Source organism: Halalkalibacter alkalisediminis, assembly GCF_028610705.1.
Classification (GTDB): Bacteria; Bacillota; Bacilli; order Bacillales; family Bacillaceae_D; genus Halalkalibacter; species Halalkalibacter alkalisediminis.
The window spans coordinates 20,253-36,583 of the sequence record NZ_JAQQWT010000008.1; the positions used below are offsets into that span (position 1 = coordinate 20,253).

Consider the following 16,331-nt stretch of genomic DNA (forward strand, 5'->3'; position numbering starts at 1 on the left):
CCCCAACCTATCTAAAGGTGCCTGACACCCCATTATTTGTTGTTTTGTGCATTAAAAAAGTATGCTCGATCTTTGATTTCATCTAACTCAACTGGTGTATCGATTTGTACGTTATCACCTGTGAACCTGCCTGTCACTTTAAGCCCTTCATCTAAATGAACAAGGATGACATAATAAGGAGCTTGATCAGCAAACTGTTTCGGTGCGGCATGAATTTTCGTGTACGAATAAATCGTTCCTTTTCCGTCGATTTCTGTTAGCTCTAATTCATCCGAGAAACAAGTTGTGCAATGATATTTACTTGTATACAAGATTGATTGGCATTGCTTGCATTTCTTTACTGGTAAATTCATTGGTTACACCCCTTTTTTACTGAAGATGTGAACGAGGGAATACGCTCCTGTCCCACCTAAGTTTTGCGCTAGACCGATACGCGCGTCCTCTACTTGGTTACACGCTCTGCCATTTAGTTGATCGACAATTTGGACAATCTGCGCGATACCCGTCGCCCCGATCGGATGGCCTTTTGACAGCAAACCACCACTCGTATTGACAGGTACTTTTCCTCCATGCTGTGTTAATCCTTGTGCGAGAGCTTCCCAGCCTTTACCTTTTTCAAAAAAACCTAATTCTTCGATCGCAATCATTTCCGTCATCGAGAAGCAATCATGTAATTCAACGACATCAATATCCTCTGGTCCAAGTCCTGCCCCTTCATACGCCTTTTTTGCCGCCTGATTAGTAGCAGAAATATGTAAAAGTTGATCAACTTCTTGCATGAGTGGTGTACCTGATGCTTGCCCTGAAGATAAAATTTGCACACCATCGTCTCCTCTTTGGATGACAACGGCAGCAGCTCCGTCTGAAATCGGTGAGCAATCAAATAGTCCTAATGGATCAGTAATTGGCTTGGCATTCATAATTTCTTCAAGAGATGTTTCTTTTTTAAATTGAGCAATGGGGTTGTTGATCGCATACTGGCGATTTTTCAATGCAACCATGGCAAGATGCTTTTTTTCCATCCCGTATTCATGCATATAGCGATGTGCTAATACACCGAAAAATCCTGGAAACGTTAAACCTGAAGCCCCTTCATTCGACTCATGATCCATTGCATAATTGATTGCTTGGGTCACCGTTTCAGTATCCAACCCTGTCATCTTTTCAACACCAGCCACTAATACCGTATCGTATTCACCAGCTTTGACGAGTTGGTACGCTTGACGAAATGCAATTCCTCCTGATGCACAGGCTCCTTCTGTCTTTACTGCAGGAATACTACCTAAGCCAAGCTCATTTGCAATAATGGAGCCGAGTATTTCTTGACTTGCTAACGGTCCTGCTGCAAAATTGCCGACGAACACTGCGTCGATTTTAGGCTTCCCCGCCTGCACTATCGCTTCTCGACAAGCTTTAACGACCATTGATTTGATCGATTCATCACTTCTTCCAAATGGCGTAATTCCTCTTCCGATTACAGATACTGTTGACATCGATTTCCCCCCTTTAATTGATATTGGTCACGTAATGCTCTTCGTACTATTTTACCGTAACTATTTTTCGGTAATTCTTTGACTATTTCAATCTTTCGAGGCTTTTTATAGCTTGCTAGATTCCTTTTACATAACTCGATCAGCTCATCAACATTCAGATTGTTCGTATCATCTCTTAATACGACATGAGCATAAATGCTTTCTCCCCATTTATCGTCAGGTACCCCAAAAACACATGTTTCTTTAACTTCTGGATGTTGATTTAATACTTCTTCTACTTCACGAGGATATACATTTAAGCCACCTGTAATGATCATATCTTTTGCTCGGTCGACTAAACGTAAATAGCCTTTTTCATCGATCTTGCCTAAATCACCTGTATGGAACCAACCATCTTTCATTGATTCATTTGTTGCCTTTTCATTGTTCCAGTACCCTTTCATCACGAGAGAGCCTTTACACGTCACTTCACCAATTTCTCCATAAGGAACTTCGTTTCCATTAGTATCGACAATCCGAACTTCAACAAAGGGTCCGATTGCCCCACATGAGTCTGGTTTACTCGCAAGCTCTTCTTTTGGCATCATCGTAATCGTCATTGGTGCTTCTACTAAACCGTACGTTTCAGCGAGCTTCGGTCCTAGTAGCGATAAAGCTTTATTTAACTTTTCTACCGCAATCGGTGAACCTGCCATGTTGATCGACTTAATATGACGCAACTTATTTGGGTCAAAGTTTTCTTCATGTATCATTAAATTAACGAGTGTTGGTACTAAAAAGATAATGGAAATATGTTCTTTTTCAAGGTCATCCATAAATTCTTTTGGGTCGAACTTGTTGAAGATCACTTGTTTCAAACCAAAAAATAATGCACATTGTGATAAAAAGTTACTACCATGTGTGAGTGGAGCTACGTGTCCAATGACATCGCCATGCGTAATATTACAAACCATATTAAGTGAGAGTGCACTTGAGATTATATTTCGATGTGTGAGCATTCCACCTTTTGGTTTCCCCGTCGTTCCTGATGTGTACATAAGTGCGTACACATCATCTTCATTCACTTCTACATCAGGGAAATCGCTAGAATGACCGCTTAAAAAAAGTTCATATTCTGTATCGATATCGATTTTGTGTATGGATAAACTTACATTTTCTAGTAAATTCGCTTCTCCAATTAATAGAGATGCTCCAGAGTTGTCTACAACGTAATCAAATTCCTTTGGATGAAGACGGTAATTGATTGGTACTTTAATTAATCCAGTTAAGGCAATCGCAATATCTAGTTCAATATGTTCACGTCGGTTGGACATGAGGATCGCAACGCGGTCACCTTTCGTTAAAACTTCATTTAATAACGCATGAGCGAGTTGACAAGCATTTCTTTTAAGTTGATTAAATGTAATCATTCCACGCGAGTCTTTAATAGCTGGTTTTTCACTATGTCGAACTAATGTTTTCCTTGCTAAAGCACCAAGTGTTTCCATATCGACAACCCCCTATTAGCTATTTGTTAAAATTAATCACTTTAAATGTTAGTTCTTCATCGTACTCACGCATTGCTTTAATTTCATTTCCGCAAATGATCGTAAATTCAATCGTTATAAGTGTAGGATTTAATCCTTTTAGAAAATGACCACCACTTATTTTCCCATCCTCTTCCGTAACTAAACCATGAAGGTGAAGGTCCAATTGACCGTTTTCATCTTCACAAATGAACCCCGTACAGTTCATTAGTTCAACTGGGTTTTTAATCATAATTTGGTTACCATAACCTGTAGGGTAATTATTTTCCGTTTTAAAAAGAACATATCCAACTTCTTTTAGAGAGCCAATACAAGTGACCATACCTGAATGAATCTGTTGTTTTTTACATTCAGCTAATATGCCTTCGATCAAGTCTGTTCCGGCTGTTAACGAGCCAAAAATGACTTTCCCTACTTCAGTAGAATAGGAATGATTTGTTCGAGCCATCCTCTCATCCTCTCCTATTAATAGATTTCATAAGTGTTGCACTCGTGCCCCCCTACTTATGTTCCATGGATGGGTCTTCACCTAAAGTAGGAGTGTTTGCGCAAAATAAGTTCAATCCATTAGTAACTAACTGATTAACCGATCGCAGAACCTCCACAAACTTTTAATACCTGCCCAGTTACGTAATCAGCTCCAGGAGAAGCTAAGTAAACGACGGCTTCGGCGATATCTTCTGGTTCCCCCATTCTTTGAATCGGTTGCTCTAATTTATAATTCATTCCTTTTGTAATTGCTGTTTCAATCGGACCAGGAGCGATACTGTTACAGCAAATGCCTAACTCTCCTACTTCTTTGGCAACCCATTTCGTTAAAGCAATAACGCCACCTTTAGAAGCTGCATATGCAGGGCCCGAACGCCCACTCTCGCCATTTTCTGCTTTGACACCTGAAATCGGACCACCCATAATTCCCGAGATTGAGCTAATGTTAATGATTTTTCCTGAGCCTTGCTTTTTCATATGAGGATAGATTGCGGATTGAGTAAACAAGAATGCTCCTCGCAAATTCGTATCAATATCTCTAAACCACATGTCATCTGTCATATGTTCCAAATCAAGTCGCGAGCACGTTCCTGCATTGTTAACGACAACATCAAGTCTGCCAAAATGCTCTGCCGTTTCATTCACTACACCTTCAACGAGGGCTCTCTCTTTAATATCAATATTATGAATCAAGACTTCAACTTCAGGGTTCAATTCGTTTATTTCTTGCTTTGTTGTTTTACATTCTAGTACGTCTACTAATACGACATGAGATCCTTCTCTCGCTAAAGCTTTCGCTGCTGCTGCACCAATACCTCTGGCCGCTCCTGTTACAATCGATACTCTATTTTCTAATCTTTTCAAAATGAAAACTCCCTTCAGTGTGTGTTATATAAATGGTTATTACATCCCTAGTAAATCTGGTAACCAATTCGATAGTGCAGGTATATACGTAATAAGTAATAGAACGATGATAGAAGCGATCAAAAATGGGATCGTTCCTCTCGTAATATCTTTGAGCGGTATCCTCGCTATTCCACTCGCCACATATAAATTCAATCCAACTGGTGGGGTAAATAAACCGATCGCTAAGTTTACGGTCATGAACACCCCAAATGTGGTAGGGTCAACTCCAATATGGAGCATGATTGGTAATAAAATAGGAACGAGTAAATAGAAAGCTGAAATCGCATCAATAAATGCTCCAATAATAAGTAAAATGATTGTAACCATTAAGAGAATTAAAATTTTATTTTCTGTGATCGCTAACATCGCTTCTGAAATCGTTTGAGCAATACGCTTTGTTGTTATAATGTAGGAAAAGATCGAAGCCGCACCGACAATAAGCATAACAACAGCTGTTTGCACGGAAGCGTCAATAAGTATATTCGGTAAATGTTTTGGTTTTAAATCGCGATAAATAAAGAGACCAACCATAAGTGCGTAGAACACGGCTACTGCCGCAGCTTCTGTTGGTGTAAATATCCCACCGTAAATTCCACCTAAAATAATGATCGGGATGAGTAAGCCCCAAATCGCTTTGTAAAAGGCAGAAGCAATTTCTTTTCCTGAGCTTATCTTTCCTACGTTGAGCGTAGCAGCTACTTCTGAATCAGCTGATTTAAAATCCGAAGATACATTTGTTTTTTTTACAAACATTGCCGCAACCACTAATGCGACCGCTAGAAGAAGTCCTGGAATAATACCAGCAATAAAGAGGCGACTAATTGTAATGGGTACAAGGTCGTTTGCGACAACCGCAAAGACGATAAAGGCAATACTCGGTGGAATGATAATACCAATGGACCCAGAACTAGCAATTAGTCCAGCAGCTACATTTTTGGGGTAGCCATTTTTTACTAAGGCTGGAATTAAGATCGCTCCAATCGCAGCCACTGTTGCAGGCCCTGACCCTGAAATCGCAGCAAAGAACAAGGCAGTTATAACAGTAACTAACACGATTCCATTTTTTCTATGACCAACACAAACGTTGGCAAAGTCAATTAAACGTTTTGAAATCCCTGCATATTCCATAATGACTCCCGCTAAGATGAAAAAAGGAATGGCTAATAATGTAAAAGAAGAGATCGTTGCATACATGACACTTGGCAATAAACCTAGTGAATTCATTCCATTATCTAAAAACAAAATAGTAATCGAAGCTAAGCCAAGTGAAATCGCAACTGGAACATTGAGGAACACGAGTAAGAAAAATAAACCGAATAATAAAATGGCTGTCATGTAGTAGTGTCCCCCTCTCCTTTTTGAGCTTCTTTCTTAAATGATAGGATTGTCGTTTCAATAATTCGAATAATACATAGCATTGCGCCAAGCGGCATCATCGATGTAAAGATCCACTGTGGCCAGCCTAATGCAGGAGTCATCCGATTTCTTGCGATTTGAGACATGACCATATCGTAACCGAAATAAACTACTGCGCTAAAAAATAAGATCATGATGAATGCAACGAGGATCGTCATAAAGTGTTTCAAAATTCCTTGTACTGTATCAAAAATTAAACTGAATCCTAAATGAGCACCACGTTTTACCCCTATAGAAGCACCAACAAAGGTTAAAAGCACAAATAAATTTACAGTGATCTCTTCTGTAAATGAAATGGAGGAATTTAGAAAGTAACGTGATAGTACATTCGCAAATGTGATGACGGACATCGTACCTAAAGCAAATACAACCAATGTATATTCTACAAAGGAAAGGATACGGCTCATTTCTGGACACTCCCTTCAAATTTGTCTGGGTATGGGAACTTTTTTAAAAAAGGTGACTCATCAGATCCAGGTGCCTGTCACCCTACAATGAGTCACCATTATCTTACTTACTTTTTAACGAAATGAATTTAATAAGTCTGCTCCCCAAACGTTTTCGTATTTTTCATAAATAGGTTCAATCGCTTGACGGAAAGCTTCTAACTCTGCATCAGTAGGCTCATAGAATTCCATTCCTGCTTCTTTTAATTCTGCAATTTGTTCAGCTTCTTTATCACGTGCCATTTGAATTTGATACGCATTAGCATCGGCCGCTGCATTTCTTAAAATCTCTTGATCTTCTGCACTCATAGAGTCAAATAGATCTTTATTGATCCCTAAGATTAAAGGATCATAAGAGTAGTTCCACATCGTAATATACTTTTGAACTTCTGCTAACTGGGAAGAATGAATCACATCAATGGGGTTTTCTTGACCATCAATTGTTCCTTGTTGTAGTGCTGTAAATACCTCAGAGAATGTCATTGTTGTTGGGTCTGCTCCAAATTCTCTCCATAAATCTGTGTACATGCTAATTCCCGGAATTCTTACTTTTAAGTTTTGAAGATCTTCTGGTCCCTGAACTGGTTGTTTACTGTTCGTCAATTGACGGAAACCATTTTGACCAAAACCTAAAGTTTCTACACCATTTTCACGAATAATATCTTTAATCGCTTCTCCGCCTTCACCAGCTAAAGCAACATCAGTGTCTTCAAGGTCAGCGAATAAGAACGGTGCACTTAATACTCCTAATCTTTCATCCATAATAGAGTAAATAATAGTAGAGTGATAAGACATGTCCGTCGTTCCATTCATTACTTGCTCAACCCCTGCGCCACTGTCTCCGCCAGATAATTGCTCATTCGGAAATACTGAAATTTGAATACGTCCATCCGTAGCCGCTGCCACATCTTCCGCTAATTGTTCAGCCGCAATAAACCAAGTCGATGAATTACCGACCGTAACAGACATGTTAAGATCATAGCTTTTCTTTTCGGCATCTCCATTAGAACCTGCGTCTTGTGAACGATCTCCTCCTGTTTCATTACTTCCACCACACGCAACTAACGATAGCGAAAGCGCTACCATTGAAAACATCGTTAAAACTTTCTTCATTTCACTTCCCCCTTTTAAAGTTTGTTTTTATTTTTGATCACCACTAATAGTAGTGTGGTACCCTTGATAACCTAACTGAAAAGATATTTCTCTCGAATACTGTTTCAATAGCTCAATCGTTTCTAACGTTTTCCTTTTATCGAAGCGAATGGAAACACCAGCTACACATAAAGCACCAATCGTACTTCCACTTACATCACGGATTGGGCTAGCAAATCCTTTTAATCCTAACTCATACTCCTCATCATCGATCGCAACTTCTTGCTCTTTAATCTTTTTTAACTCTTTTCTTAGCTCATCTTCATCAGTTATTGTATTTTTCGTATATGATTTAAGTTGAGTTCGCTTGAAAAATAAATTTAAATCTTTCTCGGATAGTTCTGACAAAAACAATTTCCCTGAAGCTACGGTATATGGTGGTGATTGGCTACCCGCATCTACGACAATTCTTACCGTTTGCGAGCTTTCTTCTTTTTCTAAATAGGTCACTTTATACCCATTAAAAGAAGCGATTAAGACACTTTCTCCTATTTCTTCAGCAAACGCTTTCATAATCGGCTTTGCAATAGTTAAAAAATTAAAATGCGTTTGCGCTTGCAGACCTATACGAATAAATCGATGGGATAGTCTAATCCGATGATCCGGAAGTTTTTCAACATATTCAAGATCTTCTAAGTTCTGCAAAAATCTATGTAGTGTGCTTCGGTTAATCCCAAGATGACTAGATAAATCAGAAGGTGTTAATGGTGAAACACTGAGAGCTTCAATGATTTCGAACGCTTTTTCTACACTTTTATTTTTATAGTTCAAAGCCTCACCCCTGTTCACATACTGAAAAAACAATTTCACTATGTAAAATATACCTTTGAACAAATATTAATGTCAATATTTTTAAAATATTTTAATTTGTCAGAAATAGGTGTATTTATTACAAGGTTGATTGATAAATGAGTGTGTTAGAAATGTTGTAGCAACAGTTATAATCTTAGAAAATTATTTTCATATCATAGAATTTTTTTAAATCTGCCTACTTAGATGTAGAAAAGGTTCCTGACCTCCGATGCTTAGTTGCGATCTGTTAAAGCTTGTCGATATTTATTTTTTCGTTTTACTATGATTACTTGACTTTAATGCTTTTGCGTAATATTACGTATCAATGATTAGTTGTTGAGTTAAAGCTTTTGGCTCAATAACAATATTAGTAAAAAGGCGGTCATTTTTGACAGAAGAAAGCCCCGTCAATTGAATGAACGTGAATGTCATGAAAACCTTCTCTCTCAACGGTTAAACCCGTAAAAAAAGTACAGGAAACTATTATATTAAACTTAAACCATAAATAATAAAGATCTACGTAAGGAAACGGGGGATTAGATCCAATTCCATTTAGGTGTTTCTGTTTGTAAAGGGACAAAACATATTTATGATGAGCCCACTGTTCCTCATATCTTTTAAAAAAATTCCCCTCCTACCCATACATTTTTCCTCCACCCTTATATATACAAACTGAAGGAACCATAACCTAAGGGGGAATGTTGAATGAAGTCAGGAAGAATTGAACAGTTTGCCCATTTAAGTGAATTTAAAACCGTGAAGGAGTTTAACGAGTCGGTAGCTGCTGCATTGGATATTCATGGCCATCATTTTACGAAAGGAGAACGAATCGCGTTCATTCAGCTGACTCGTTTTAGTGTGAAGGTTATTGGCGTTTGCAACGCTCGGATCTGTAAGCTCGTTCAAGCTTGTCAGCAGACAAAAGGTGGCATCTCGCGTTCGACCTTTGAGCGCATGCTTCGTAAAGCAAGGTCTTTAGGGATCCTCTCCAACTATCGGACGAAACGAGCAAAAGGTGGTTATTCCCACAGTGTCTACGTATTTCACCGCTTTGACAAAAGCAAGCCCAGTCAATCGACTGAATGTGAATATGATGAAAAGCCTGTCTACTCAACGGATGAACTGGTCAAAGATGAACAAGAAACTCATTTATTTAAAACGAAAACCTTAACTAATAAAAACCTACGTAAGGAAACATTGGATCAAATCAATCTCGATGATTTAGATGAATCGTATACTCCTACCTATGTCCCTCAAGTATTTGTAAAAACCGTTAAACCTTTCTTTAATCGCGCAACAGAAATATGTAAGTTATGGAATCAAACACAAATTGCGTTTCGCTCAGCCAAGTTTCATAACAATTTTTCAATTGATTCCTTTGATGACCTTATTAAAAAGGCTCTTAAGTTAACAGTGTTTCAATATAAAAAGCGCCGCATACGAACAACGTTCTTCCAGTATTATTATGGGACTATTTTCAGATTGTTTACATACGAAAAACGAAGAGCTTATGCGGACAAAACGCAATGGGGTTCATGGTTGGATAAAGGGTTTGGGGTATTAGGGGAATAAAAAAGCACCGTTCTCCGAGGGCACTGAAAAAGGTACTTTACTTTTTTAGTGCCCTCTATCCAAAGAACGGAACCGTTTCCTTCTTTTAAGCCTCTATAAGTGGGGTTTCTCCTAGCAGGCGCGCAACGTATCGAGCCATTGCACTTCCCCGAATCTACTAAAAGGGACTTTTCCCAGTGGCCTCCAGTTCTCCCGTGATTCCATACCTTACTCTATATAGTCAATATTTTTGCTCTGACAAAACTCCTTAGCTATTTCTTTATACTTTTGATCACGGTAATCATACCATTGTTCCTTCATTCCTAACCGATTGACATGATCCTTAAATCGCCGAAATGCTCCCTTTCCCTTGATAGAATGTAGTAATATGTCTTGTTTTTTATGATCAGAAAGGCTATAACAAAATCTCTCCATCATGTCATACTCATCTATATCAAAGCTAGTAGGGAGCGAGACATACTTTCCAGTGCTTTCGACTATGTCATACGCTTGCTTCACTTCATCTTGCTGCCATTCAAGTAAATGTTCAAATTCCTCGCCATCTTCCGCAATTACTAATGCCTCACGTGAGACATAAACGATTTCCCCTGTTTCAAGATTAAGATAAGCATGACTCTCCTCTGATTGCATCTCTATTCCATCTAATATGTGTTCCAGTTTCACTTGCATAGACTTTGTCCTCCTGTTTCCACTTTAATAGCCTGCATTCTCCTATTTGATATCCCATTCATTATAATTACTTATAACTTTGAATTCCAATATTCCACAAAAGCATGATAGCCATGCGTTGTAATGAAATACGGAGAACTGTATCTGGAGGTTTCCAGCCACCATGTATAAGCCTAAACTCTGTTTTTTTACCCAAGTCTTTTAGTAGTAAAGAAACTATCCATCCGTCTGTATCCCATGAAAATGAAATTTGTTCGGTTCATCCACTTCTAATACTTTGCATCGGCATGGACCAAATGGAAATTCTACATGGAATTAATGTCCAACTTTTGGTTCAAAATCATTTGGCTAAACCATGATGCGATACCATTAGAAGTTAATACGGTATCCCATACTTTTTGGATAGGTGCTTCAAATATGACTGTTGCTTAATATCCTGTAATGTTTCCATATTTATTTCTCCTTTTAACTATCTCTATTTTAATATTTTGAGAAGTAGGTGTCCAAATGAGTTAGGAGCTAAATAGATCTTCTTCAAATAACGTACCTAGTGTCCTTTTAAACCGCCTAAATAACAAAAAAAGCCTTTCACATCCAAAAGGCTTTTACCTCACTACTATTACATTGTGGTTGTAACACCTATCCCAACCATTCTTTCTCTATCTAGAATAACTAATTTTTGAACAGAACCTTTTCTCATCCACATTTAACTGCTCAACGAATATCTTTTAAACTCTTTATTCGATTTCTTTTTCTCCCATAAGACAATTAAGACACAAGCAGTTAAGCCTAGCAGGCCAGTAAAGTAAAACCCAGCTGCAAGTCCAAAGCTCGAATTTAACATACCTGCCACCAAAGGCCCAACAAACATGCCAATTGCATATAAGGCTTGATAAACGCCCATTGCCGTTGCCCTTTTCTCATGTGAAATCGATTCAATGGACATTCCTAAAAGCAAAGGAAACAACACACCTAGAGCAAAACCGCTAAATCCCTGGACAGAAAGCAATAACCACTTCGATTCAACAAGAGGTGTTAGCAAGGTAAATAGGGCTGCCATTAAAAACCCATACTTTAAAGATCGCCAGTTTCCTAAACGCGGCACGATCATTTTCCCCATAAAAAGTGTGGCTATGGCATGAGGAATCATGAAAGCAAACACAATTAAACTGATGTCACTGGCTTCAAAGCCAATACTTGTTACATATGTTGGAATGAAGCCAAATGTCGTTGTGAAAATGATGCTGTGAGCCAAAATGGATAATAAAGCAATTTTTAGAAGCTGCGGTTCTCTTATCACAGATGTGAGATCCCGAAGATTTACAGGTGTTTTAGGTACAGCTGATTTCGGCTCATAAATAAAGAATGCAAGCACTGCACCAGTAAGACTAACAAATCCACCAATCCAAAAAGGAGTCTGCCATCCCCATGCATTGACAAGAAAACCACTAAACATCATTCCTAACAATTGCGCCAACACGACAACAAAGGAAATGCTACTCATTGCTCGATGTACTTCCCTATCGGAAAAATAACTTGAATATACTACAGCAAATACTACCCAAGTTGCTGCTGCAATTCCTGCTAAAGAGCGAGCAACTAGAATCCACCCTAAACTATCAGTAAAGGCATAAAGAAAACAACTAAGTGCACCTATTACCAATCCACATATAATAAAAGGCTTTCTTAGCTTCAAAAGATCAGAAGTGATTCCGATTGGCATTCGAAATAAAAATTGCATAAGACCGTAACTACCTAAGACCAATCCTATAAATGTATAGGTTCCCCCCATTACTTCCATATACGGTGACAGTATGGGAAGATATATAAAATGCGGAAACCATATCGCAAATGAAACAACTAAAAATAGATATTTTTCTTTGTTCGGAATACGAGTACTCAAGTGATCACTCCGTGTTTATAAACAAGATTGGAGGTGCTAAGATATCATCCAGCACCTCCATTTTTATTACCAACGAGCCGTTAGCATTTTTTTACGAGTATAGAATTCAACACCATCTGTCCCATTAGCATGTAAATCACCGTAGAATGATTTTTTGTAACCAGAAAACGGGAAGAATGCCATCGGAGCCGGAACCCCTAAGTTAACCCCTAGCATACCTGCATCAATATCCTCACGGAATGTACGAACTGCACTTCCGCTATCTGTGTAAATGCAAGCACCGTTAGCAAAATCAGACTCATTCGTCAATAACCTTTCCACTTAGCCTTATTTTAACTGGTTTTTGTTGGAAATGATAGGGTAACCCTAACCATAAATCTCTCTCAAAAACTCTTTTCACAAATGAGCAATCACGAAAAAAGGTGCCTGCCCCCCATCGCTAAAGCCACTGGGGAGAGTCACTTAAGTTTAAAATGTTTATTGGGGCGTTAATTGCAGACACATTCATTGTGAAACTATATTATACGCGAGGACTTGTTACAATGAAGTTGAAGCCTTGTGCTTCATGCTAGCGGACTTATAAAAGTAGTTATTTTACGCACTTTTAATTAGCACTCAAAGTAAGACCTTTACTTTCTTTCTGAACATTCCGCTCCTTGATCTGATTTTTAAAATAACTAATGATGGATGAGTAAATGGCAATCGATACGATCGAATAAAGACCGTTTAATAAACCAAGATAATAAAAACCTGAAAGAACGACTAAAAAATCAAAGATAAAGTTAACTTTCCCAGGATCCCAATTAAACTTCTTCTGAAAATATAAGGCGAGAATATTGGCTCCACCTAAAGAGGATCCATTTAGAAATAAAGTCGATAATCCAAATCCAATGACCATACTTCCAATTAATCCAGCAGCTATCGGATTTAACGTTAATTCCGGCAACCACGAACCTAAAAATGTCATAAAAGACAGCATCGAGACAGATAGAATCGTCGATATCGTAAAACTCCAACCCATTCGAAGCACCGAAAAAATGTAAAAAGGGATATTAATAAGAAAAAACAACAAATAGAACGGAAGATTAAGGACAAGGGAAAAACTTAACGCTAACCCTGCTGTTCCTCCTGTAACAATCTCTGCATGACCTAGAAGAATGACACCTATGCTCGTTAGAAAGCAGCCAAATACTAAGTTCATAAACTTATTCATTCAATCGTCTCCTTACAAACGTTTTAATATTCTTACTTTAAGTTTAGGAAAATTCAACCGGCTTTTATATGGAAAAATGAATGAAATATCTGCTCAACGCCTGCATTTTTTATTTGTTCTGTCTCGAATCCCTTCAGTTTGTAAAGCACAAAAAAGCATGCTGCATAGTTCGTTACTAGGCAGCATGCTGTAAACTAAAGAATCGGTTGTACAATCTTATCTTTAACTGGCGTTTTTACAACAATAGATGAATTAATTCTTCCATATGTTGAGAATTCCTCGATCAATTTACTTAAATGAGCCATGTCCCGTACAGCCGCTTTCAGTAAATAGTTTACTTGACCTGTTAAACAATAACATTCGATAATATCAGGGTGTTCTTTTATAATTTCTTCAAATTTCACAAAGGATAGATTAACTTCACTCACCTGGATAAACAGAATGACTTCACGCCCTAAGGAGGACAGATTCACTGTTGCACTAATTTTTTCAATCACACCGCGCTCAACCAGCCTCGTAAAACGTTCAGACACACTTGGACGACTAAGAGATAACTCTTTTGATAAATCGCTAATGCTTTTTCTTCCGTCCTCTTGCAGAATCGTGAGGATTTGAATATCAATATGGTCCACTTATTCACCTTCTCATATGAATAATCTTCATTTTTCTTTAAGACTACCACATGCTTTCAGTTTTTAGTAGTCTAACATTGGTCCGTCCTATGTACGGAAAAGGATGGGCTTTCCTTCTGATTGCGTACTTCAATTGCCTTTTGTGAAAAGTTCAGTGAATTCAGCGGCGCGCTTTTATACACTTGATGAACGGTTGGCCACCCCAAAATTAACAATCACACTTAAATTACATCTTAAATCGAAGTAAATTGTTTTCAAAAAAATAGGAAGACTGCTAAATCGCAACCTCCCTACTTCATCGAGTTATATCTGTTTCATTCGAAAAAGGTTCCTGCCCACAGTGCTTTAAAGCGCCGGGGATTAGGAACCGAATTTTTTACCTATTCAAGCATCCCAATCATAGAAGGTCTAATCTCATGGTCCTAACCCATTTTCACCCTTGTCGGAACTGACCGAAAACGTGGATGCTCAGCAAGAATGGATTCTCTCATCTGTAAAACGACAGGGTGTCGCGAAGAAAAAAACTGATCTTTTGAATCGTAAAACTCAATTAGTTCCCCTTTTTCTAGTACACCCAAGGTATCAGAGAGTGTAAAAGCTGCTTTAATATCATGAGTAATGAATAGATAAGATAAACCAAAATCTTCTTTTAATTCTCTTAATAAATCTAAAATTAAGCTTTGTGTAACCATATCTAAACTACTTACCGATTCGTCTAGGACGATTAACTTCGGTTTTAAAGCGATTGCTCTAGCAATGTTAATCCTTTGTAATTGGCCACCGCTAAATTGATGTGGATATTTTTTTAGATCTTTGTCACTTAAACCCACTCGTTCTAATAGATAACTGACCTTCCTTTTTTGTTCGGCTATGGTTAGTTTTTCATAATTTTCTAATGGTTCGCTTATAATACGTTCAGCTGTCATCCGAGGGTTGACAGCTGAATATGAGTCCTGAAATACAACTTGTAGATCTCGGCGTATCTTTCGTTGGGTAGCTTTATCTGTATGATAAATATCGTTTCCTTGAAACAAAACCTGTCCTTGCTGTGGACGTTCGATGCCAAGAATCACTTTCCCTAAGGTGCTTTTACCAGCTCCGCTTGTACCAATTAAGCCTAAACATGTTCCTTCTTCGATAGCAAAGGAAATATCATGAAGAACCATATTTGATTGATCTTTCCATTTAAACAGCTTTTTAGAATGATAGGTATGATTGACTTGCTTTACCTGTAATAAACTCACTGGTATCTCCCCTTGAAAAATTCATTTCATCTATCAAAACATATAAGTATAAGGTTGTTTTTCAGAATATAAGGTTGGCCGTGTCTTTAACAGCTTCTTTGTATACTCATGTTGTGGATGATCAAATAAATCAAACACATTTGCCGTTTCTACAATGCTTCCATGTTGCATGACGATGACATCATCTGCTACTTCTGAAATGACTCCAAGATCATGAGAAATGAGTAAAATGGATGTTCCATATTCGGACCGAATTTTATCTAATAGACGAAGGACGATTAATTGGTTATGAAGGTCAAGTGCTGTCGTTGGCTCATCCGCAATAATAACGGAGGGATGTAAGCAGGCAGCCATAGCAATCATGACTCGTTGCAGCATCCCTCCACTTAATTGAAAAGGATAATTTTTTAATAATTTATGAGGATCTGGCAAGTTTACACTTTGCATCACATCTGTCGCAAGCTCCTTTGCTTGCTTTCTTGTTAATAAGGTGTGAGCTCTGATCGTTTCAATAAATTGATGGCCAATCGTGAAAACGGGTGTAAAGGCATTCATCGGATTTTGCATAATAAAGGCAATATCCTTCCCACGAATTTTCCGCATTTCCTTGTTATCTAAACCGTTCAATTCCCTGCCTTCTAGTGTAATGCTTCCTTGGATGTTCATATTTCTTCGATCATGTAACTGTAAGATCGACATACTTGTAACCGTTTTGCCACTACCGCTTTCGCCAACGAGACCTAGAATCTGCCCTTTTTTCAATCCAAAATGAATATCTTGAACAAGTGTGGAAAAACCTTCATTGGTTTTCACTTCAACATGTAAGCCTCTGACATTTAAAATATTTGTTTTTTTCAAACTCATTCTTTATCAGTCCT

General features: G+C 38.1%; 16 protein-coding genes and 2 pseudogenes. 1 reads left to right on the forward strand and 17 read right to left on the reverse strand.

Annotated elements, in window-relative coordinates; all coding sequences use genetic code 11:
* Positions 1 to 32 precede the first annotated feature (32 nt).
* The 9 genes from PQ474_RS13430 to PQ474_RS13470 form a co-directional block, all read right to left on the reverse strand.
* On the reverse strand, positions 33 to 353 hold the full coding sequence (locus tag PQ474_RS13430) for a Zn-ribbon domain-containing OB-fold protein (protein WP_273844119.1): 321 nt from the start codon (positions 351 to 353) through the stop codon (positions 33 to 35).
* Positions 354 to 356: 3 nt separating this feature from the next.
* The gene (locus tag PQ474_RS13435; protein WP_273844121.1) at positions 357 to 1,493 is read right to left on the reverse strand and encodes a thiolase domain-containing protein; all 1,137 of its coding nucleotides are present in this window, start codon (positions 1,491 to 1,493) and stop codon (positions 357 to 359) included.
* Entirely contained in the window at positions 1,475 to 2,980 is a 1,506-nt protein-coding gene (locus tag PQ474_RS13440; protein ID WP_273844124.1) for a class I adenylate-forming enzyme family protein, read from the reverse strand. The genes PQ474_RS13435 and PQ474_RS13440 overlap by 19 nt, the downstream gene beginning before the upstream one ends.
* 19 nt (positions 2,981 to 2,999) lie before the next feature.
* Positions 3,000 to 3,467 (reverse strand): PPC domain-containing DNA-binding protein, encoded by a 468-nt coding sequence (locus PQ474_RS13445; RefSeq protein WP_273844128.1) that lies wholly within the window; start codon positions 3,465 to 3,467, stop codon positions 3,000 to 3,002.
* 134 nt (positions 3,468 to 3,601) lie between these two features.
* Positions 3,602 to 4,372: an SDR family NAD(P)-dependent oxidoreductase gene (locus PQ474_RS13450; protein WP_273844131.1), complete on the reverse strand. Its 771-nt coding sequence runs from the start codon at positions 4,370 to 4,372 to the stop codon at positions 3,602 to 3,604.
* Positions 4,373 to 4,411: 39 nt separating this feature from the next.
* Entirely contained in the window at positions 4,412 to 5,749 is a 1,338-nt protein-coding gene (locus tag PQ474_RS13455; RefSeq protein WP_273844134.1) for a TRAP transporter large permease, read from the reverse strand.
* Positions 5,746 to 6,237: a TRAP transporter small permease gene (locus PQ474_RS13460; protein WP_273844136.1), complete on the reverse strand. Its 492-nt coding sequence runs from the start codon at positions 6,235 to 6,237 to the stop codon at positions 5,746 to 5,748. The genes PQ474_RS13455 and PQ474_RS13460 overlap by 4 nt, the downstream gene beginning before the upstream one ends.
* Positions 6,238 to 6,351: 114 nt before the next feature.
* Positions 6,352 to 7,389, reverse strand: a complete 1,038-nt coding sequence (locus tag PQ474_RS13465) for a DctP family TRAP transporter solute-binding subunit (RefSeq protein WP_273844138.1) — start codon at positions 7,387 to 7,389, stop codon at positions 6,352 to 6,354.
* Positions 7,390 to 7,416: 27 nt separating this feature from the next.
* The gene (locus PQ474_RS13470) at positions 7,417 to 8,199 is read right to left on the reverse strand and encodes an IclR family transcriptional regulator (RefSeq protein WP_273844140.1); all 783 of its coding nucleotides are present in this window, start codon (positions 8,197 to 8,199) and stop codon (positions 7,417 to 7,419) included.
* Positions 8,200 to 8,925: 726 nt separating this feature from the next.
* On the opposite strand from PQ474_RS13470, the gene PQ474_RS13475 reads away from it, so the two are divergent.
* Complete coding sequence (locus PQ474_RS13475) at positions 8,926 to 9,792, forward strand: hypothetical protein (RefSeq protein ID WP_273844142.1); 867 nt, start codon at positions 8,926 to 8,928, stop codon at positions 9,790 to 9,792.
* Between the two features lie 207 nt (positions 9,793 to 9,999).
* Here the strand turns inward: PQ474_RS13475 and PQ474_RS13480 are convergent, their stop codons facing one another.
* From PQ474_RS13480 to nikD, 8 genes and pseudogenes are all read right to left on the reverse strand, one after another.
* The gene (locus PQ474_RS13480; protein WP_273844145.1) at positions 10,000 to 10,461 is read right to left on the reverse strand and encodes a UPF0158 family protein; all 462 of its coding nucleotides are present in this window, start codon (positions 10,459 to 10,461) and stop codon (positions 10,000 to 10,002) included.
* A 67-nt stretch (positions 10,462 to 10,528) separates the two neighbouring features.
* Positions 10,529 to 10,912: pseudogene (locus PQ474_RS13485) on the reverse strand (SRPBCC family protein).
* Positions 10,913 to 11,167: 255 nt separating this feature from the next.
* The gene (locus PQ474_RS13490; protein WP_273844147.1) at positions 11,168 to 12,364 is read right to left on the reverse strand and encodes an MFS transporter; all 1,197 of its coding nucleotides are present in this window, start codon (positions 12,362 to 12,364) and stop codon (positions 11,168 to 11,170) included.
* A 66-nt stretch (positions 12,365 to 12,430) separates the two neighbouring features.
* A pseudogene (locus PQ474_RS13495) lies at positions 12,431 to 12,673 on the reverse strand (aldehyde dehydrogenase family protein); the annotation flags it as partial.
* A 295-nt stretch (positions 12,674 to 12,968) separates the two neighbouring features.
* Positions 12,969 to 13,577, reverse strand: coding sequence for a YitT family protein (locus PQ474_RS13500; protein WP_273844149.1), 609 nt, complete (start codon positions 13,575 to 13,577; stop codon positions 12,969 to 12,971).
* Positions 13,578 to 13,771: 194 nt separating this feature from the next.
* Entirely contained in the window at positions 13,772 to 14,209 is a 438-nt protein-coding gene (locus PQ474_RS13505; protein WP_273844151.1) for an Lrp/AsnC family transcriptional regulator, read from the reverse strand.
* A 422-nt stretch (positions 14,210 to 14,631) separates the two neighbouring features.
* Complete coding sequence (nikE, locus tag PQ474_RS13510; protein ID WP_273844156.1) at positions 14,632 to 15,453, reverse strand: nickel import ATP-binding protein NikE; 822 nt, start codon at positions 15,451 to 15,453, stop codon at positions 14,632 to 14,634.
* Between the two features lie 33 nt (positions 15,454 to 15,486).
* Complete coding sequence (gene nikD / locus PQ474_RS13515; protein WP_273844158.1) at positions 15,487 to 16,317, reverse strand: nickel import ATP-binding protein NikD; 831 nt, start codon at positions 16,315 to 16,317, stop codon at positions 15,487 to 15,489.
* Positions 16,318 to 16,331: the final 14 nt, after the last annotated feature.